Below are 18,347 nucleotides of genomic sequence, written 5' to 3' on the forward strand. Positions count from 1 at the left end.
TGAGGGGCGGCTCAGGTGCCGCGCAGGACCTGCCAGAGCTCGCGGTCGCGCTCGGCGGTCCACACGACCGGATGCTCGATGCCGCGCAGCTCGTCGTACGCGCGCGAGACGTCGAAGGGCAGCACGTGCTGGAACACCGGCCAGCTGCCGAAGCGCGGCGTCATGGCCGCCTCGGCGCGCGCGAAGCAGCCCTTGAGCGTCTCGCCCGCGGCAATGCCCGCGCGCACGCTGTCGAGCAGCGTCGAGAGAAAGTCCTTCGTGAGCCCGATCGCCTCGGCGCAGGCGGCTTCGCCTTGCAGCACCGCGCCGCGTCCGGGCACCAGCACGCGTGGCTTGAGTGCGCGCACGGCGTCGAGCGTGCCGGCCCAGTCGCCGATGTAGGCGTCGCCCGCGTACACGCCGCAGTGGTTCTCGACCACGTCGCCCGCAAACAGCACGCCGCTGTCGGGCAGCCAGGCCACGGTGTCGCCGCTCGAATGGCCGCGCCCCAACGCCATGAGCCGCAGTTCGCTGCCACCGCCCAGTGGCAGCGTCATCTCGCGCTCGAAGACCGTGGTCGGGAAGGTCAGGCCCGGAATCTCTTCCACGCCCGCGAACAGGCGCGGGAAGCGGCCCACTTCCGATTCGAAGTCGGCCTGGCCGCGCGTGCGGATCCAGTCGAGCGTGCCGTTGCTGGCGACGATCTCCTGCACCTCGTCGAAGGCGCTGGCGCCCATCACGCGCACCGCGTGGTAGTGCGTGAGCACGATGGTGCGGATCGGCTTGTCGGTCACGCTGCGGATCGCCGCGAGAAAGTCGCGCGCCATGCGCGGCGTGGGGCGGGTGTCGATCAGCACCACCTGCTCGTCGCCGACGACGAAGCCGCAGTTGGGATCGAAGTCGCTGATGTAGCCGTAGGCGCCAGGGGCGAGTTCCTGCAGCCGGGGCTTCTGCTCGCGGGTGTCGGAGGCGGAAGCGAAAGAGACAGTGGCGGTCATGGAGGTGTTGTCGTGGTCGTGGGGATGTCGTCGTCGGCCTCGGCTGCCGCGCGGATGCAGGCGAGCAGCACGGCCTGGTCGGCGCACTGGTTGGCCAGCAGCAGCACGAGGCGGGCGTTGAGGTCGGCGCTCTGCGCCTCGGTGCGGCCTTCGTGCGCGGCCAGCAGCGCGGCGTAGAAGCCGTCGGGGTCGGGGATGCGGGGCTCGGTGATCATGAGGACGAAGCGGGGAGTGCGAGCGCCGTGCGGACGGCGGCGGTGACCGTGTCGGGGGTGGCTTGCGCAAGGAGCGCGGCGCGGTAGGCATCGGGGCGCACGAGCACGAAGCCGCCCGCTGCACTGGGGTCGATGCCGAGGTGGCGCGCCAGCGTTTCGTCAGCCTGCAAGGTCGGCAGGCCGCTGTCGCCACCCACGGCCAGCAGGCGCAGCGGCAGTGCGGCCGTGGCATCGCTCGCGGCCTGCGCCTGTGCGCGCGTCGGCGCGAACCACAGGCCCAGGCACTGCGTGCCCTCGGCCAGCAGCTGCATCAGCGTGGTCTGGCGCCCGTCGGCCCAGCGCAGCGGCAGGTTCTGCACCGTGCGCGCGCCCTCGGGCAGCAGCGGCGCGGCGGGGTAGTCGTTGGCGACCGACATGCGGCCCGTGTTGACGAGCGCGCGCGCGAAGGTGTGGCGCTTGGCCAGCGCCACCACGGCGCGGCGCAGCGTGTGCTCGGCCGGCGAGCGCGGCGCGAGAAAGCGCGCGGAGCGGCTCGTGACCGTCAGGTTCTGCTGCGCGGCCGGTCGGCGCTCGGCGTCGTAGCTGTCGAGCAGCGCGTCGCCGGCTTGGCCCTGCGCGACCAGCGCGAGCTTCCAGCCGAGGTTGGCCGCGTCCTGGATGCCGGTGTTGCCACCGCGCGCGCCGAAGGGGCTCACCACGTGCGCGGCATCGCCGATGAAGCACACGCGGCCGTGGCGGAAGCGCTCGAGCAGGTGGTCGCGGTAGCCGTACGGGCCGATCCACACGAACTCGAACGCCACGTCGGGCCCGAGCTGTTCGCGCAGCCGCGCACCGGCCACCTCGGGGCGGCTGATCTCGGCCGGGTCGCAGTCTTCGGGCATCTGGTAGTCGATGCGCCACACGCCGTCGGCCATCAGGTGCTGCCACACGCCGCGGCCTTCGTTGAAGGGCGCGTCGACCCAGGTCCAGCGCTCGGTGGGCAACGGCTTCTCGAAGCGCACGTCGCTGATGCACCAGCGGTCGGTGCTGCGCGAGGCATGCGATGCCACGCCGAGCTGCGTGCGGATCGGGCTGTTCGCGCCCGTCGCGTCGATCAGGTGGTCGGCCTCGATCGTGTAGCTGCCGGCGGGCGTCTCGACGTCGATGCGCACGCCGTCGGCCAGCGGCTCGACGTGCGTCACGCGGCTCTTCCAGCGCAGGTCGGTCACGCCGAGTTCGAGAATGCGATCGACCAGGAACCACTCGATGTAGAACTGCTGCAGGTTCACGAAAGGCGGCTGCGTCGAGACGCTCGTGGCCTGCAGGTTGAAGTTGTAGACCTCCTCGTTGCCCGAGAAGGTGCGCCCGAACGACCAGGTGACGCCCTTGGCCGCGATGCGTTCGTAGATGCCCAGGCGCTCGAAGATCTCCAGGCTCTTTTGCGCATAGCAGATGCCGCGCGACGAAGCGCCGCGCACGCCCACGGTGTCGTCCTCGTCGAGCAGCACGGCGCGCACGCCGCGTTGCGCGAGGTCGCAGGCCAGCGTGAGGCCCGAGGGGCCGGCGCCGACGATCACGACCGGGTGGCGCACCACCTGCGCACTGCCGAGTTCGGGCGGTGGCGTAAAGGGCCAGACCGGCAACTCGTAGGCCGGTGCGAATGCAAAGTTTTCCATGGCTCTTCTACAGCGCGTGCGCGAACTCGGCGATGGCATCGGCCGCCTGCGGGATCAGCTCGGGCTGGCCCGCCAGGTAGTGGTTGCCGCCGACGATGTCGACGTTGCGGATGCGCGCGCCGCCCGCGGCCATCCAGGCGTCGCGCGTGCTCGGGAAGGTCGACTGGTCGCCGGTGTAGGTCAGCAGCAGTTGGGGCACCGTGGTGCGCGCGAGGTTGGTGGGCCCGTCGGCCTGCGAGCGCGACGACCACTGCGAGAGGAACGCGGTGAGCGAGGTGGTGCGGCCCATCGCGTTGGCCGAATAGTTCACCTGCCGCGCATCGCCCCAGACGCTGCCGGGCAGGCGGGCATTGGCATCGAGCGACAGGTCGACGCAGCGCGGATCGGCATGCGTGCGGTAGACGACGAAGGTCTGGTCGCGCGGCGCGCCGGGCGTGCCGCGCAGCAGCGCGAGGCGCTCGAGGCACCACTGCTCGATGCGGTCCATCCGCGCCTTCTGCGCCGCGCTGAAGCGCGCGAGAAAGTCGGCCTCGTAGGGCACGCGGTGGCGCGGGTCGTACATGTCGAGCTCGGGGTCGACCGAGAGCGGGTCGTGCTCGTCGGTCACCGAAGGGTCGATCCAGTCGCGCATGAGCCGCGTGCGGCCCAGGTGCGCGGCGCACAGCGCGAGGCCGTCCACGGGTGGCAGGTCGCTGGGGTGCAGGTGCGTCGGGTCGCCGTCGGGCAGGTGCGTGGCCGTGAGCTGCTCGGCCTGCGCCTGGTAGAAGGCCGAGAGCGCCGCGCCGCCCGAGTTGCCGACCAGGAACACCTTCTCGTAGCCGGCCGCGCGCAGGTACTGCACGCCGGCGCCCAGGTCTTGAATTGCGCGCTCCATCAGCAGCACCGTGTCGTTGCCGACGAAGCGCGAGTTCAGGCCCATGCAGCAGATGCCGCGCTCGGCCAGCGGGCCGATGAGGTAGTGGCCCATGAAGTTGCTGGTCGGGTGCATCACGATGGCCGCGATCTTCTTCGGCCCCGGCGGCGCGCGGAAGGCGCCGTAGATGCGCGGGCGCAGCAGCTGCAGGCCCGACTGGCTGTCCATGGCCGCGCCGGGCTTCACGTCGATGACGGCGAGTTGCAGCTCAGACATGCGACGCGCCTTTCGCTGCGCGAAGCGCCGCCTTGCGCGCGGTCCACGCGTCGAGGTCGGCATGGGCATGGCGCGCGTGCGCGTCCATCTCGGTTTGCGGCACGGTCGGCGTGGTGAGTTCCACGCGGATGCCGTTGGGGTCGAAGAAGTAGATCGACTCGATGATGTGGTGGTCGGTCACGCCCAGCACCTCGATGCCCGCGCCTTCGAGCCGCGCCTTGGCGGCGAGCAGGTCGGCCCCCGAGTCGACGCGCAGCGCGATGTGGTTCACCCACGAAGGCGTGTTGGGCGAGGGCAGCGCGGCGGTGTCGTCGCCCAGGTCGAAGAAGGCGATGTACGCGCCGTCGCGCATCTGGAAAAAGATGTGCACATAGGGGCAGTACTCGCCCGTGCTCGGCACGTGGTCGTTCTTGATGACGTGGGCCAGCGGCAGGCCCAGCAGGTCTTCGTAGAAGTGGCGGGTTTCCTCGCTGTCGCGGCAGCGCCAGGCGAAGTGGTGCAGCCCGCGAATGGGTGGGGGCGCCGTGGGGGTGGCGGTCGTCGGCATGTCGTGTCTCCGTTGAGGCCGCGATTGGGCAATGCCGCGTCTTATGATGCAATCGAAATTAATTCATCGATTGATGAAATAACCATATATATGAACCTCACCCTGCGCCAGCTGCGCGCCTTCGCCGCCGTGGCCGAAACCGGCAGCTTCACCACCGCCGCCGGGCAGCTGCACCTCACGCAGTCGGCGCTCAGCGTGCTGGTGCGCGAACTCGAGCGCGAGATGGGCGTGCAGCTGCTCGACCGCAACACGCGGCGCGTGCAGCTGTCGGAGGCGGGGCGCGAGTTCCTGCCGTCGGTGCACCGGCTGCTCGGCGACCTCACGAGCGCGGTCGCGGGCGTGACCGATTTGCGTGACAAGAAGAAAGGGCTGTTGCGGCTCGCAGCGCCGCAACTCATGGCCTGCACGCTGATGCCGCGCGTGATCTCCGCCTACCGCGAGGCGTACCCCGACGTGGACGTGCGCCTGGCCGACACGCTGCCCGAGCACCTGCTGCTGGGCGTGGCGGCCGGCGACGTCGAGCTGGCCGTGGGCCAGGACGTGGCGGTGGACGCCGCCGCCATCGAGCGCCGCACGCTGTTCCGCGACCGCCACTGGCTGATCTGCCCGCCCGGCCACGCCTTTGCCAAGCGCCGCAAGGTGCGCTGGCACGAGCTGGGGCCCTACACCTTCATCGCGCCCACGCGCGACTTCCGCCAGCGCGTGCTGCCCGAGCTGGGCCCCGAGGAGCGCGCCTTCCTGATGCGGCCGGGCACGCAGGAGGTGTCGTACATGACCACCGCGCTGGGCATGGTGGCCTCGGGGCTGGGGCTGACCGTGTGCCCGACCTATTCGGCGTCGCTGGTGCGCGCGCACGGGCTGCAGATGGTGCGGCTCGAGTCGCCCGACTTCCACCGCGAGGTCTGCGTGTACAGCGCGGCGCGGCGTTCGCTGTCGCCCGCGGCGGCGAGCTTCGTCGGCATCCTGGAGCAGTTCGCGGCCGCGCAGTCGAAGGCCTGAAAAAGCATCACCGCCCCGCAAGAGACGCGCAGGGGTGCCGGAGGGCGAAAACTACAATGCGGGCAGTCCCGTCTTTCACCATCCTCAGACCCATGAACGTCATTCGATTCACCGACCTCTGTGCGCAAGGCAAGGCCGCCGGCCAGCGCGTCTTCATCCGTGCCGACCTCAACGTGCCGCAAGACGACGCCGGCCGCATCACCGAAGACACGCGCATCCGCGCTTCGGTGCCCTGCATCCAGCTGGCGCTCGACGCCGGCGCGGCCGTGATGGTCACCTCGCACCTGGGCCGCCCGACCGAAGGCGAGTTCAAGCCCGAAGACTCGCTGGCGCCCGTGGCCCAGCGCCTGGGCGAGCTGCTCGGCCGTGAAGTGCCGCTGGTGGCCAACTGGGTCGACGGCGTCGACGTCAAGCCCGGCCAGGTCGTGCTGCTGGAGAACTGCCGCGTCAACAAGGGCGAGAAGAAGAACGACGAAGCGCTGGCCCGCAAGCTCGCCGCGCTCACCGACATCTACGTGAACGACGCCTTCGGCACCGCCCACCGCGCCGAAGCCACCACCTACGGCATCGCCCAGTTCGCCAAGGTGGCCGCGGCCGGCCCGCTGCTGGCGGCCGAGATCGACGCCATCACCAAGGCGCTGGCCCAGCCCAAGCGCCCGCTGGTCGCCATCGTGGCGGGCTCGAAGGTCAGCACCAAGCTCACCATCCTCAAGAGCCTGTCGGCCAACGTCGACCAGCTGATCGTCGGCGGCGGCATCGCCAACACCTTCATGCTGGCCGCGGGCCTGAAGATCGGCAAGTCGCTGGCCGAGCCCGACCTGCTCGACCAGGCCAAGGCCGTGATCGACGCCATGCGCGCGCGCGGCGCCGACGTGCCGATCCCGGTCGACGTGGTCACGGCCAAGACCTTCGCGGCCGACGCGCCCGCCACCGTCAAGGCCGCCACCGACGTGGCCGAGGACGACCTGATCCTGGACATCGGCCCGAAGACCTCGGCCATCCTGGCCGCGCAGCTGCGCGAAGCCGGCACCATCGTCTGGAACGGCCCCGTGGGCGTGTTCGAGTTCGACGCCTTCGCGGGCGGCACGAAGGCCATCGCGCAAGCCATTGCCGAAAGCAGCGCCTTCTCGATCGCCGGCGGCGGCGACACCCTGGCGGCCATCGCCAAGTACGGCATCGAAAAGCAGGTCGGTTACATCTCGACCGGCGGCGGTGCCTTCCTCGAGGTGCTGGAGGGCAAGACCCTGCCGGCCTTCGAGATCCTGGCCAAGCGCGCGGCGGGCTGATTCCGGCGGCGGTCCGGCCACGGGAGGGAAATCCCCCGTGGCGACTGACTTCCGTTCGACACACAAAGTGTATACAGTAGCGAATACAAAACGGAGACCCCCTTCATGAGCTCGGACCGCATCCCCCGCCACGCCACCAAGATCGTCGCCACCCTCGGCCCCGCCTCCAGCACGCCGGAATTGCTGGAACAGATGATCCTGGCCAAGGTCAGCGTGGTGCGGCTGAACTTCAGCCACGGCACGGCGCAGGACCACATCGACCGCGCCACCATGGTGCGCGAGGCGGCCCGCAAGGCCGGCCGCGAAGTGGCCATCATGGCCGACCTGCAGGGCCCGAAGATCCGCGTCGGCAAGTTCGCGCAGGGCAAGATCTGGCTGGAGCCGGGCGCCAAGTTCGTGCTCGACGCCTCGCGCACCGAGCTGGGCGACGTCGATGCCGTCGGCCTGGACTACAAGGACCTGCCGCGCGACGTGAAGCCCGGCGACAAGCTGCTGCTGAACGACGGCCTGATCGTGCTCACGGTCGACGGCGTCAAGGGCGAAGCGGTGCACACCACCGTCAAGCTGGGCGGCGAGCTGTCGAACAACAAGGGCATCAACAAGCAGGGCGGCGGCCTCACGGCGCCCGCGCTGACGGCCAAGGACATGGAAGACATCAAGACCGCGATGAGCTTCCAGGCCGACTACGTGGCCGTGAGCTTCCCCAAGAACGCCACCGACATGGAAATGGCGCGCCAGCTGTGCAACGTGGCGGCCGCCGAGTACGGCCACAAGCCCGGCATGATCGCCAAGATCGAGCGCGCCGAGGCCATTCCGAAGCTGGAAGAAATCCTGCGCGCCAGCGACGGCATCATGGTCGCCCGTGGCGACCTGGCCGTGGAAGTGGGCAACGCCGCCGTGCCGGCGCTGCAGAAAAAGATGATCCGCATGGCGCGCGACATGGACAAGGTGGTCATCACCGCGACCCAGATGATGGAGTCGATGATCACCAACCCCGTGCCTACCCGCGCCGAGGTCAGCGACGTGGCCAACGCCGTGCTCGACGGCACCGACGCCGTGATGCTCTCCGCCGAAACCGCCTCGGGCCGCTACCCGCTCGAGACCGTCCAGGAAATGAGCCGCATCTGCGAAGCCGCCGAGGCCGCCGAAGACAAGACGCTCGACGCCGACTTCAGCGGCAAGACCTACAGCCGCATCGACCAGTCGATCGCCATGGGCGCGCTGTTCACGGCGCACCACCTGGGCGCCAAGGCCATCGTGGCGCTGACCGAATCGGGCTCGACCATCCTGTGGATGAGCCGCCACCGCGCGCACATCCCCATGTACGCCCTGACCTCGCGCCTGGCCACGCAGCGCAAGCTGGCGCTGTACCGCAACGTGCGCCCGCTGCTCATGGATTCGGAAAGCGACCGCGACACCGCGCTGCGCCAGGCCGAGAGCCATCTGAAGAAGCGCGGCATCGTGCAAAGCGGCGACGTGTACGCCATCACCTGCGGCGAGCCGATGGGCGCGCCCGGCGGCACCAACATGCTGAAGATCTGCAGAGCGAGCTGAGATCGTTCGCAGCAAAGCAAAGGCCGGCACATGCCGGCCTTTTTCATGGCGCCGTCTGGTTCAGCCGTTGCGGAACAGGAAGCTGTAGGCGTTGAGCGCGGGCACCCCGCCCAGGTGCGCATACAGCACCTTCGAGCCCGCCGGGAATTCGCCCAGGCGCACCTTCTCGATCATCCCGTGCATCGACTTGCCCTCGTACACCGGGTCGGTCAGCATGCCCTCGAAGCGCGCGCTCAAACGGATCGCCTCCAGCGTGCCCTCGTTCGGCAGCCCGTACTCGGGCCCGCCGAAGCGGCGGTCGAGCACCACGTCCTTCTCCGTGATGTCGCGGCCCAACTCGACCAGTTCGGCCGTGTTCTTCGCGATGCGCAGGATCTGCTCGTAGGTCTGCTGGGGCTTGGCCGAGGCGTCGATGCCGATCACGCGGTCGGCGCGCCCGTCGGCCGCGAAGCCCACCACCATGCCGGCCTGCGTGCTGCCCGTGACCGAGCAGACCACGATGTAGTCGAACTTGAATCCGAGCTCGGCCTCCTGCTGGCGCACTTCCTCGGCAAAGCCCACGAAGCCCAGGCCGCCGCGCGGGTGCTCCGAGCAGCCCGCGGGGATCGGGAAGGGCTTGCCGCCGGCCGCACGCACGTCGGCCATCGCCTGTTCCCAGCTCTGGCGGATGCCGATGTCGAAGCCCGCCGCGTCCAGCCGCACGTCGGCGCCGAGGATGCGCGACATCTCGATGTTGCCGACCCGGTCGTACACCGCGTCGGAGTAGTTGACCCAGTTCTCCTGCACCAGCACGCACTTCAGGCCCAGGTGCGCGGCCACCGCGGCCACCTGGCGCGTCTGGTTCGACTGGATGCCGCCGATCGACACCAGCGTGTCGTAGCCGCCTTCAAGCGCCTCGGGGATCAGGTACTCCAGCTTGCGCGTCTTGTTGCCGCCGAAGGCCAGCCCGCTGTTGCAGTCCTCGCGCTTGGCGTAGAGCTCGACCTTGCCGCCCAGGTGGGCGCTCAGGCGCTTCAGCGGCTGGATCGGCGTGGGGCCGAAGGTCAGGGCGTGGCGGGGGAATTTCTTCAGGTTCATCGACGCAGCTCCAAAAGCGGTGAGGGTTGAAGCTGTCGATCGTAGGAAGAAGGCTTTGCAATGTGCTTGCGAAGTTGGCTGGCTTCGTCGCTCAAAAGAAGGCAGGATCGCCATACAGAAGGATTTTCATCCGGAAAGGAAGCCATGAGCACAACAAAGTTGCGTGCCCCGACGGAGCTCGACCGCACCGACCGCGCCATCCTGCGCGCCCTGCAGCGCGACGCCTCGGTGTCGAACGTGGCGCTGGCTGCCAAGGTGAACCTCAGCGCGCCGGCCTGCCTGCGGCGGGTCGAGCGGCTCCGGGCCGCGGGCTTCATCAAGGGCGTGGTCGCCCTGCTGGACCCCGACGCGCTCGAGGTTGGCATGCTCGTGATGATCGGCGTGGTGCTCGACCGCTCCACGCCCGACTCCTTCGCCGATTTCGAGAAAGCGGCGCAGAAGGTGTCGGGCTGCCTCGAATGCCACGTCGTCACGGGCGAATTCGACTACTTCATGCTCGTGCGCACCCGCGACAACGACAGTTTCAACCGCCTGCATGCCGAGCAGCTGCTGTACCTGCCGGGCGTGCGGCAGATCCGGACCTTCGTGGTGCTCAAGCAGGTGCTGTCGACCACGCAGTTGCCGATCTGAAAAAGTTGAAAAAGAGCTGCGCGCCAGTACCCGTGGCGCCCGGGGTGGCGTCGGCCCTGTCCCACAAGGGGGCTCGGTAGAATCGGGGTAGTTTTCTCCCGACTTTCCGCCTTCTCTTTTTCCCGTCTTTTTCTATTCCCACGAGGTATTTCCCATGGCACTCGTCTCGATGCGCGAACTGCTGGACCACGCCGCCGCCAACGGCTACGGCATTCCGGCCTTCAACGTCAACAACCTCGAACAGGTCCAGGCCGTCATGGAGGCCGCCAAGGAAACCGGCGCGCCCGTCATCCTGCAGGCCAGCGCCGGCGCCCGCAAATACGCGGGTGAAGCCTTCATCAAGCACCTGATCCAGGCCGCCATCGAGCAGTACCCGAACATCCCGCTGGTGATGCACCAGGACCACGGCCAGAGCCCGGCCATCTGCCAGGGCGCGATCGACCTGGGCTTCTCGTCCGTGATGATGGACGGCTCGCTGCACGAAGACGGCAAGACGCCCGCTTCGTTCGACTACAACGTCGACGTGACCCGCAAGGTGGTCGAACTGGCCCACAAGGTCGGCGTCACGGTCGAAGGCGAACTGGGCTGCCTGGGCTCGCTCGAAACCGGCATGGCCGGTGAAGAAGACGGCATCGGCGCCGAAGGCGTGCTCGACCACGCGTCGCTGCTCACCGACCCCGAGGAAGCCGCCCAGTTCGTGAAGGCCACGCAGCTGGACGCGCTGGCCATCGCCATCGGCACCAGCCACGGCGCCTACAAGTTCACGCGCAAGCCCACGGGCGACATCCTGTCGATCCAGCGCGTGAAGGAAATCCACGCCCGCCTGCCCAACACCCACCTGGTGATGCACGGCTCGTCGTCGGTGCCCCAAGACCTGCTGGAAATCATCCGTAAATACGGCGGCAACATGAAGGAAACCTACGGCGTGCCCGTCGAGGAAATCCAGGAAGCCATCAAGTACGGCGTGCGCAAGATCAACATCGACACCGACATCCGCCTGGCGATGACCGGCGCCGTGCGCAAGTTCCTGGCCGAGAACCCCGAGAAGTTCGACGCCCGCGAGTGGCTCAAGCCCGCGCGCGAAGCCGCCAAGCAGATCTGCAAGCAGCGCTACATCGAGTTCGGCTGCGAAGGCCAGGGCGCCAAGATCAAGGGCGACACGCTGCAGGTCGTTGCCGCCAAGTACGCCAAGGGCGACCTGGCGCAGCAAGTCATCTAACGAAGACAGACTGCGCGCCGCAGGCCACCGCTCGCGGTGGCTTTTTTCTGCGCGCACAATCCGCTTTTCCCGTCACCGTTTCCCAGCCGAGCATCCGTCCATGACCACCGTTCACACCTCTTCCATCCAGAGCCTGCCCCTGCTTGCGCGCGGCAAGGTGCGCGACAACTACGCCGTCGGCGAAGACCGCATCCTGATGGTCGCGAGCGACCGGCTCAGCGCCTTCGACGTGATCATGGGCGAGCCCATCCCGGGCAAGGGCGAGATCCTCACCAAGATGGCGCTGTGGTGGTTCGACCGCCTGGGCGCGCTGTGCCCCAACCACCTGACGGGCGAGGCGCCCGAGAGCGTGGTGCAACCCGACGAGGTGGCGCAGGTCACGGGCCGCTCGATGCTGGTCAAGCGCCTGCGTCCGATTCCCGTCGAGGCCGTGGTGCGCGGCTACCTGGCCGGCAGCGGCTGGAAGGAATACCAGGACAACCGCGCGGTCTGCGGCGTGCCGCTGCCCGAGGGCCTGACCAACGCGAGCAAGCTGCCGCGCCCGATCTTCACGCCCGCCGCCAAGGCCGCGGCCGGCGAGCACGACGAGAACATCAGCTACGAGCGCGTGGTCGAGGTCGTCGGCCCCAAGCTGGCGCAGCAGATCCGTGAGGTCAGCATCGCCATCTACGAGGCGGCGGCCCAGATCGCGCTCGCCAAGGGGATGATCATTGCCGACACCAAGTTCGAGTTCGGCCTGGACGAGAACGACACGCTGGTGCTGATGGACGAAGTGCTCACGCCCGACAGCTCGCGCTACTGGCCGGTCGAGGGCTACGAGGCCGCGCTGGCCGCCGGCACCAACCCGCCGAGCTACGACAAGCAGTTCGTGCGCGACTGGCTCGAGGCCACCAAGATCAACGGCAAGCCCTGGGACAAGACGCCCCCGGCGCCGCGCCTGCCGGCCGAAGTCATCGAGAAGACGGCCGCCAAGTACCGCGAGGCGCTGGACCGCCTCACCCACGGCTGATCCGGCTTTTCGTTTTTAGCGTGTCGTGCCGTTGCTGAGCAGCGCCACGGTGCGGCCGCTCGCATCGAGCAGCGCGAGCCGCCCCGGCGCCAGCCGGTAGCTGGCCGTGTTCTGCAGCGCCGACAGGAACTGCGCCTCGTTGGCGCCGCGCACCGGGTCGGCGCAGGCCATGCGGGTCGCGGCCATCTGGCCGAGCTTGAGCGACACGCCCGCGCGCGTGAACGATCCCGTGACGCGGTTGCAGCCGCCCGACCCGCTCACCCGTCCGCTGTTGCGGTCGAACTGCAGCTGCGCATCGCCGCCCGGCGCGATGGGCTCGTCGCCCAGCTGCACCAGGCGCCACACCGGCCCTTCGATCGGCTCGTCGAGGCTGATGCCGCTGCCGCAACCGGTCAGGGCGGTCAGCAGCAGCGCGGCCGAGGCAATGGCGGGGAGCGCGGTACGGCGGGCGAAGGAACGCATGGCCAATTTTCCTTTTCAATCTGCAACAAGTTAAAACCGGCGCCATCGTATGCGACGCCGTGGCCGGTGCGAAGACAGGCCCGATGGCGCATCCGGGCTTCTTCAGACCGCCAGGGCCACGCCGCCCGCGAGGCGCGCCTCGACGCAGCGGCGCACGCTGGCGGGCGTGCCGTCCTGCGCCAGCAGCGCAGGCCACTCGGCCTGGGCCTGGCGCACGGTGTCGCGCGCGATGGCCATCAGACGCGCCGGCCGCAGCAGCCCGGCCGCGCGCAGCAGCGCCTCCAGCGCCGGCCCGTCGAAGGCGCGCAGCGTGGCGTCGATGGCGCGGTTGACGCCGTAGTCGCGCGCCGGCACGTCCTCGAAGAAGGCGGCCACGCAGACCGGGTCGTACAGCGGCGCGAGCACCGGCGCCACGCCGTCGGGGTAGCGCAGCGCCCAGTTCTTCAGGTGCGCGTCGCTGTTGCCCAGCAGGATGAAGGCGACCAGGCGGCGCACGCACTCGCGCACGTCGGCCACCGGGTTCGGCGACAGGCGGTCGAGCACGCGCAGCATGGCGGGCCAGTCGGTGGCCAGGCCACGGCCGTACTTCTGGCGCGGCTCGTACTGCAGCACCTGCGCGAACTCTTCCATGTGGATGCGCCCGCCCTCTGGCGTGCGGTCGAAGCGGCGCACCGCCAGGATCTGCGCGAAGGGCACCTGCTCGGGCAGGTCGGCGTCGGCGCGGTCGATCACGTGGGCCTGCGCGCAGTCGAGGCCGAGCGCGCCGCACAGGCGGTAGCCGGTGTATTCGTTGGCGACCAGGTCGGGGTGGCGCGTGCTCGGCAGCTTGAGGATGAACGAGCCCGCCGCGCCGTGGCGCTTGACCACGTAGCGGCGTCCGTCCTGCACCGCCGAGAACTTGGTCACCACGCCGGGGATGGCGGCGGCGTCTTCCACCGGCATCTCGACGAAGCCGGGTTCGAGCACGTCGAGCCCCAGCGCCGTGTGCCAGTGGCGCACGGTGTCGGGAATGCCCTCGGACGTGGGCACGGGCTCGACCTCGAGCGCGCCCATGAGGTCGTGGCCGGCGGCGGCCAGCAACTCGAACTCGTCGTCGGCTGCGCAGCCACGCTGCTGCGCGAGGCGCTCGCGGTTGTGGCCCTCGGGCAGCAGGTTCTGGAAGTAGCTGGGCCAGCGGCCGTCGCTGCGCGACACGCGGGCGTCGCGCGCCGAGGCCAGGATGGCGCGGGTCGCGGCCTCGTCGGCACCGCGGTACGCGAGGGACAGCGTGGGCCGGCCCGCATCGGCGATGTAGGCCTCGTCGAAGGACACGCGCAGGATGTCGCCGTACTGCGAGAGGTAACCGATGGCGCGCCGCCCGCCACCGGGCAGGTGCAGGTGCATCCGCAGGTAGCGGATGCCCGTGTTGAAGACGGCGCGCGTGCTCACCGCCTCACCGGTTCTCTTCGGCCAGGCTTTGCGCGATGGACGGCGGCGCGCCCACGCCCGCCGGCTGGCCGAGCAGACGGCCGCCCGAGCGCACGAAGTCTTCGAGCTGCGGGCGCAGGCTGGCGGGCACGGGCATCAGCTCGAGCCCCAGCACGCGCGCCATTTCGAGCAGCGTCGACAGTCGCGGATCGATCTGCCCGCTTTCGATGCGCTGCACCGTCATGCGCGACAGCCCGGCGCGCGTGGCCAGCGCCTCCTGGCTCAGGCCGCCGGCCTTGCGGGCTTTTTCGAGTTCTTCGGTCAGTTGGATCATTGCAATGCGCTTTTATCGGAAATTGAGTAGCAATGTTATCTATATGGGGCGGTGGCGGCAATAAAAAAGCGACCCACAGGTCGCTTTCTTGTTCAATTGCGCACCGAAAGGCGCAATGCGTCGTTCAGCCGTTCAGCTCAACACCACGCTGCTCAGGCGGCGACGGTACGTGGCAACGACCGGATCGTCCGGCGGAATCTGCCCGTCGGCGACCTTCACCTTTGGGGGCTCGATCACGTCGAGGATCGCGATGTAGGTCTTGCGCGCGAGGTCTTCGCTCCAACTCTTGTCGCGCATGAGGATGTCGAGCAGCTCGTCCATCGCGTCGGTCCAGCGCTGGGCGGCCATCAGCAGGCGGGCGCGGCCGAAGCGGGCGTCGAAGTCGCGCTTGTTGGCCGCGATCTTGTCGTCGAAGTCGCCCAGCGTCGGCGCCGAGCCGGTGACGGGTGCGGCGAAATCGATGGCGTCCATCCAGCGCTGCAGCGAATCGAAGCGGCGCACCAGCGTGGTCTTGGCGATCACCGGCGCAAAGGCGACCTTGGCGTCGTCGGTGCGGCCTTCCTGCAGCAGCAGCTTGATGTAGTCGAAGCGCGCATCGTCGTTGGCCGGGTCGGTGGCCACCGCGTGCTGCAGCTTCTCGAGCGCGCCCAGGGTGTCGCCCTCGGCCAGCGCTTCCTGCGCGGCGGCGCCTTCCGAAGCCGCCTCGGCTTCCTCCGCGCCCGGCACGTGCTTGTCGAGGAACTCACGGATCTTCTCGGCCGGAATGGCGCCCACGAAGCCGTCCACCGGCTGGCCGTCCTTGAACATCACGCAGAACGGGATGCTGCGCACGCCGAACATCTCGGACAGCTGCGAGGAAATCTGCGGCACCTTGTCGGCGTCCAGCTTGGCCAGCGTGAAGCGGCCGGCGTACTCGGTTTCGAGCTTTTCGAGCACCGGGCCGAGCTGTTTGCAGGGGCCGCACCATTCGGCCCAGATGTCCAGCAGCACCGGCGTGGCGACCGAGCCTTCGATCAGCTCGGCCTGGAAATTTTCGAGAGTGATGTCGATCATCGGGAACAGCTGGGGGTGAAACGTAAAATTGAAACCATGAACGAAACCATTCAGGTCGGTGTAGTGATGGGCTCGAACTCCGATTGGGAGACGATGCGCCACGCGGTCGAGATTCTCCAGCAATTCGGAATCAGCCACGAAGCGAAGGTGGTCTCGGCCCACCGGATGCCCGATGCGCTGTTCGCGTACGCCGAAAGCGCCGCCGGGCGCGGGCTCACGGCGATCATCGCCGGGGCGGGCGGCGCGGCCCACCTGCCGGGCATGCTGGCGTCGAAAACCACGGTGCCGGTGCTCGGCGTGCCGGTGGCCAGCCGCCACCTGCAGGGCGTCGATTCCCTCTACAGCATCGTGCAGATGCCCAAGGGCGTGCCCGTGGCCACCTTTGCCATCGGCACGGCTGGCGCGGCCAACGCGGCGCTGTTCGCCGTGGCCATGCTGGCGGTGAACAACCCGGCGCTGCGCGCCAAGCTCGACGCCTTCCGCACGGCCCAGACCGCCGCAGCGGAGGCCATGGCGCTGCCGCCGCCCGAAGCGGGTGCGGCGGTGTCGCCCTTCTCGCCGCAAGGCGGGGGGGCACTGTGAGCACCGGCCATTCGGGCGACCTGCCCATCCTCCCGGGCGCCACGCTCGGCGTGCTCGGCGGCGGCCAGCTCGGGCGCATGTTCGCGCACGCGGCCCAGCGCATGGGCTACTTCACCGCGGTGCTCGACCCCGACGCCGACAGCCCCGCCGGCCGCGTGAGCCACCACCACATCCACACCGACTACGCCGACGTCGACGGCCTGGCCCGCCTGGCCGGCCTGGCCGACGCGGTGACGACCGAGTTCGAGAACGTGCCCGCGCCCTCGCTGGAGCACCTGGCGGTGGCGCGGCCGGTGTCGCCCGCCGCCTCGGCCATCGCCATCGCGCAGGACCGCATCGCGGAGAAGGCGCACTTCACGCGCTGCGGCGTGCCCTGCGCGCCCTACGCCGTCATCGAGACCGCGGAGCAACTGGCCGCTGTTGATGACCAGCTGCTGCCCGGCATCCTCAAGACCGCCCGCCTGGGCTACGACGGCAAGGGCCAGCAGCGCGTGAAGACGCGCGCCGAGCTGGTCGAGGCCTGGCAGGCCGCCGGCTGCGTGCCCTGCGTGCTCGAGAAGATGCTGCCGCTCGAGTTCGAGTGCTCGGTGATCCTGGCGCGCGGCCGCGACGGCCAGATCGTGCACTTCCCGCCGCAGCGCAACCTGCACCGCGACGGCATCCTCGCCGTGACCGAAGTGCACCCGCAGAACATGCCCAAGACCGTGGCGCAGGGCGCGGTCAATTCCGCCAAGAGCATCGCCAGCGGCCTCGATTACGTGGGCGTGCTGTGCGTCGAGTTCTTCGCGCTGGCCGACGGCTCGCTGGTGGTGAACGAAATGGCGCCACGCCCGCACAACAGCGGCCACTACACCATGGAGGCTTGCGACGTGTCGCAGTTCGAGCTGCAGGTGCGCACCCTCGCCGGCCTGCCGCTGACCGCACCGCGCCAGCACAGCCCCGCCGTCATGCTCAACCTGCTGGGCGACCTGTGGTTCCCGGGCGGCGAAGGCGACGGCGCCAAGCCGGTCGCGCCGCGCTGGAGCGAGGTGCTGGCCCTGCCCGGCACCCATCTGCACCTGTACGGCAAGCTGGCACCGCGCCGCGGCCGCAAGATGGGTCACCTGACCCTCACCGGCGCCACGCTCGAGAGCGTGCGCGCCAATGCCTCGCAGGCCGCGCTGCTGCTGGGCCTGCCGGCGCTCGCATGATCCTCGACGGCCGCGCTCCCGACGCCATCGCCGAAGCCGCGCGCGTGCTGCGCGCGGGCGGGCTGGTCGCCTTCCCGACCGAGACCGTCTACGGCCTGGGCGCCGATGCCAGCAGCGACACCGCCGTCGCCGGCATCTTCGCGGCCAAGGGCCGGCCGGCCGACCATCCGTTGATCGTCCACGTGGCGGCGGGCGCCAAGGGCGCGCAGGCGCTGTCGCGCTTCGCCCAGCCGCTGCCGCCTTTTGCGCAGAAACTCGTGCAGGCCTTCTGGCCCGGCCCGCTGACGCTGATCGTCACGCGCCAGCCCGGCGTGGGCACGGCGGCGGCCGGCGGGCAGGACACCATCGGCCTGCGCTGCCCCGCGCACCCGGTGGCGCAGGCGCTGCTCGAAGCCTGCGCCGAGCAAGGCGTGCCCGGCCTGGCGGGGCCCAGCGCCAACCGCTTCGGCCGCGTGAGCCCGACCACGGCGCAGCACGTGCACGACGAGTTCGGCGACGCGCTGCTCGTCGTCGACGGCGGCGCCTGCGAAGTGGGCATCGAATCGACCATCGTCGACTGCAGCCGCGGCGCGCCCGTGCTGCTGCGCCCGGGCCTCATCACGCGCGACCAGATCGAGGCCGCCGTCGGCGAGCCGCTGCGCGACCGCGAGGTGCTCGACACGCCCGACCCGCGCGCCTCGGGCACGCTGGAGGCGCACTACGCGCCCGACGCCAAGGTGCGGCTGATGGACCCCAAGGCCATCCAGACCGGCCTCGATGTGCTCGGTGCCAACGCCGCGCACATCGCCGTGTGGACGCGCAGCAACGTGCGCAGCCGCTCGCAGCGCGTGCTGCTGCGGCGCATGCCCGATGACGCGGCGGCCACCGCGCAGCAGCTGTTCGCGGTGCTGCGCGAGTTCGACGCGCAGGGCGTGAAGCTGATCTGGGTCGAGACGCCGCCCGACACGCCCGAGTGGGAAGGCGTCAAGGACCGCTTGCAGCGCGCTGCAGCGGCCTGATCAACGCCTCTCAGGCCGCGGGGG

The 18,347-nt window shown here is 69.6% G+C and carries 19 protein-coding genes; 9 read left to right on the forward strand and 10 right to left on the reverse strand.

Annotation, left to right across the window (positions count from 1 at the left end; genetic code table 11):
- Positions 1-11: 11 nt before the first annotated feature.
- Genes AC1RL8_RS24310 through AC1RL8_RS24330 form a run of 5 tightly spaced genes read right to left on the reverse strand, consistent with a single transcriptional unit; the run spans position 12 to position 4,523 of the window.
- The gene (locus AC1RL8_RS24310; protein WP_492687018.1) at positions 12-977 is read right to left on the reverse strand and encodes an MBL fold metallo-hydrolase; all 966 of its coding nucleotides are present in this window, start codon (positions 975-977) and stop codon (positions 12-14) included.
- On the reverse strand, positions 974-1,192 hold the full coding sequence (locus tag AC1RL8_RS24315; RefSeq protein ID WP_139700740.1) for a DUF2783 domain-containing protein: 219 nt from the start codon (positions 1,190-1,192) through the stop codon (positions 974-976). Before AC1RL8_RS24315 ends, AC1RL8_RS24310 begins: the two co-directional genes overlap by 4 nt.
- Complete coding sequence (locus AC1RL8_RS24320; protein ID WP_492687017.1) at positions 1,189-2,847, reverse strand: FAD-dependent oxidoreductase; 1,659 nt, start codon at positions 2,845-2,847, stop codon at positions 1,189-1,191. Before AC1RL8_RS24320 ends, AC1RL8_RS24315 begins: the two co-directional genes overlap by 4 nt.
- Before the next feature lie 7 nt (positions 2,848-2,854).
- A complete protein-coding gene (locus AC1RL8_RS24325) occupies positions 2,855-3,976 on the reverse strand; it encodes an alpha/beta hydrolase family protein (RefSeq protein ID WP_492687016.1) in 1,122 nt (373 codons plus the stop codon).
- Entirely contained in the window at positions 3,969-4,523 is a 555-nt protein-coding gene (locus AC1RL8_RS24330; protein ID WP_492687015.1) for a VOC family protein, read from the reverse strand. Before AC1RL8_RS24330 ends, AC1RL8_RS24325 begins: the two co-directional genes overlap by 8 nt.
- 90 nt (positions 4,524-4,613) lie before the next feature.
- Between AC1RL8_RS24330 and AC1RL8_RS24335 the strand changes: the two genes are divergently transcribed.
- From AC1RL8_RS24335 to pyk, 3 genes are all read left to right on the forward strand, one after another.
- Positions 4,614-5,522, forward strand: coding sequence for a LysR family transcriptional regulator (locus AC1RL8_RS24335; RefSeq protein WP_492687014.1), 909 nt, complete (start codon positions 4,614-4,616; stop codon positions 5,520-5,522).
- Positions 5,523-5,614: 92 nt separating this feature from the next.
- Positions 5,615-6,808 carry a phosphoglycerate kinase gene (locus tag AC1RL8_RS24340; RefSeq protein ID WP_492687013.1) on the forward strand — a complete coding sequence of 398 codons (1,194 nt, stop codon included), beginning with the start codon at positions 5,615-5,617 and terminating at the stop codon, positions 6,806-6,808.
- Between the two features lie 105 nt (positions 6,809-6,913).
- Positions 6,914-8,362 carry a pyruvate kinase gene (pyk, locus tag AC1RL8_RS24345; protein ID WP_062478290.1) on the forward strand — a complete coding sequence of 483 codons (1,449 nt, stop codon included), beginning with the start codon at positions 6,914-6,916 and terminating at the stop codon, positions 8,360-8,362.
- 60 nt (positions 8,363-8,422) lie between these two features.
- Here pyk and AC1RL8_RS24350 read toward each other — a convergent pair whose 3' ends face one another.
- Complete coding sequence (locus AC1RL8_RS24350; RefSeq protein WP_070063219.1) at positions 8,423-9,439, reverse strand: 1-aminocyclopropane-1-carboxylate deaminase; 1,017 nt, start codon at positions 9,437-9,439, stop codon at positions 8,423-8,425.
- Between the two features lie 144 nt (positions 9,440-9,583).
- Here AC1RL8_RS24350 and AC1RL8_RS24355 point away from each other — a divergent pair, with 144 nt between their 5' ends.
- The 3 genes from AC1RL8_RS24355 (at position 9,584) to AC1RL8_RS24365 (ending at position 12,297) form a co-directional block, all read left to right on the forward strand.
- Positions 9,584-10,069 (forward strand): Lrp/AsnC family transcriptional regulator, encoded by a 486-nt coding sequence (locus AC1RL8_RS24355; protein ID WP_070063218.1) that lies wholly within the window; start codon positions 9,584-9,586, stop codon positions 10,067-10,069.
- Between the two features lie 154 nt (positions 10,070-10,223).
- A complete protein-coding gene (gene fba, locus AC1RL8_RS24360) occupies positions 10,224-11,288 on the forward strand; it encodes a class II fructose-bisphosphate aldolase (RefSeq protein ID WP_062478296.1) in 1,065 nt (354 codons plus the stop codon).
- A gap of 100 nt (positions 11,289-11,388) precedes the next feature.
- Positions 11,389-12,297, forward strand: a complete 909-nt coding sequence (locus AC1RL8_RS24365; RefSeq protein WP_062478299.1) for a phosphoribosylaminoimidazolesuccinocarboxamide synthase — start codon at positions 11,389-11,391, stop codon at positions 12,295-12,297.
- Between the two features lie 15 nt (positions 12,298-12,312).
- Here the strand turns inward: AC1RL8_RS24365 and AC1RL8_RS24370 are convergent, their stop codons facing one another.
- From AC1RL8_RS24370 to AC1RL8_RS24385, 4 genes are all read right to left on the reverse strand, one after another.
- Entirely contained in the window at positions 12,313-12,759 is a 447-nt protein-coding gene (locus tag AC1RL8_RS24370; protein WP_095950501.1) for an META domain-containing protein, read from the reverse strand.
- 102 nt (positions 12,760-12,861) lie between these two features.
- Positions 12,862-14,142 carry a type II toxin-antitoxin system HipA family toxin gene (locus tag AC1RL8_RS24375; RefSeq protein ID WP_492687095.1) on the reverse strand — a complete coding sequence of 427 codons (1,281 nt, stop codon included), beginning with the start codon at positions 14,140-14,142 and terminating at the stop codon, positions 12,862-12,864.
- Positions 14,143-14,191: 49 nt separating this feature from the next.
- Entirely contained in the window at positions 14,192-14,500 is a 309-nt protein-coding gene (locus tag AC1RL8_RS24380) for a helix-turn-helix domain-containing protein (protein ID WP_492687012.1), read from the reverse strand.
- Between the two features lie 132 nt (positions 14,501-14,632).
- Positions 14,633-15,553 carry a tetratricopeptide repeat protein gene (locus AC1RL8_RS24385; protein ID WP_492687011.1) on the reverse strand — a complete coding sequence of 307 codons (921 nt, stop codon included), beginning with the start codon at positions 15,551-15,553 and terminating at the stop codon, positions 14,633-14,635.
- Between the two features lie 36 nt (positions 15,554-15,589).
- On the opposite strand from AC1RL8_RS24385, the gene purE reads away from it, so the two are divergent.
- Genes purE through AC1RL8_RS24400 form a run of 3 tightly spaced genes read left to right on the forward strand, consistent with a single transcriptional unit; the run spans position 15,590 to position 18,323 of the window.
- On the forward strand, positions 15,590-16,135 hold the full coding sequence (purE, locus tag AC1RL8_RS24390; protein ID WP_492687010.1) for a 5-(carboxyamino)imidazole ribonucleotide mutase: 546 nt from the start codon (positions 15,590-15,592) through the stop codon (positions 16,133-16,135).
- A complete protein-coding gene (locus AC1RL8_RS24395; protein WP_062481925.1) occupies positions 16,132-17,325 on the forward strand; it encodes a 5-(carboxyamino)imidazole ribonucleotide synthase in 1,194 nt (397 codons plus the stop codon). Before purE ends, AC1RL8_RS24395 begins: the two co-directional genes overlap by 4 nt.
- Positions 17,322-18,323 (forward strand): L-threonylcarbamoyladenylate synthase, encoded by a 1,002-nt coding sequence (locus tag AC1RL8_RS24400; RefSeq protein ID WP_492687009.1) that lies wholly within the window; start codon positions 17,322-17,324, stop codon positions 18,321-18,323. Before AC1RL8_RS24395 ends, AC1RL8_RS24400 begins: the two co-directional genes overlap by 4 nt.
- The last annotated feature ends 24 nt before the right edge of the window (positions 18,324-18,347 follow it).

The organism is Variovorax sp. GW822-FHT04E09 (genome assembly GCF_058800845.1).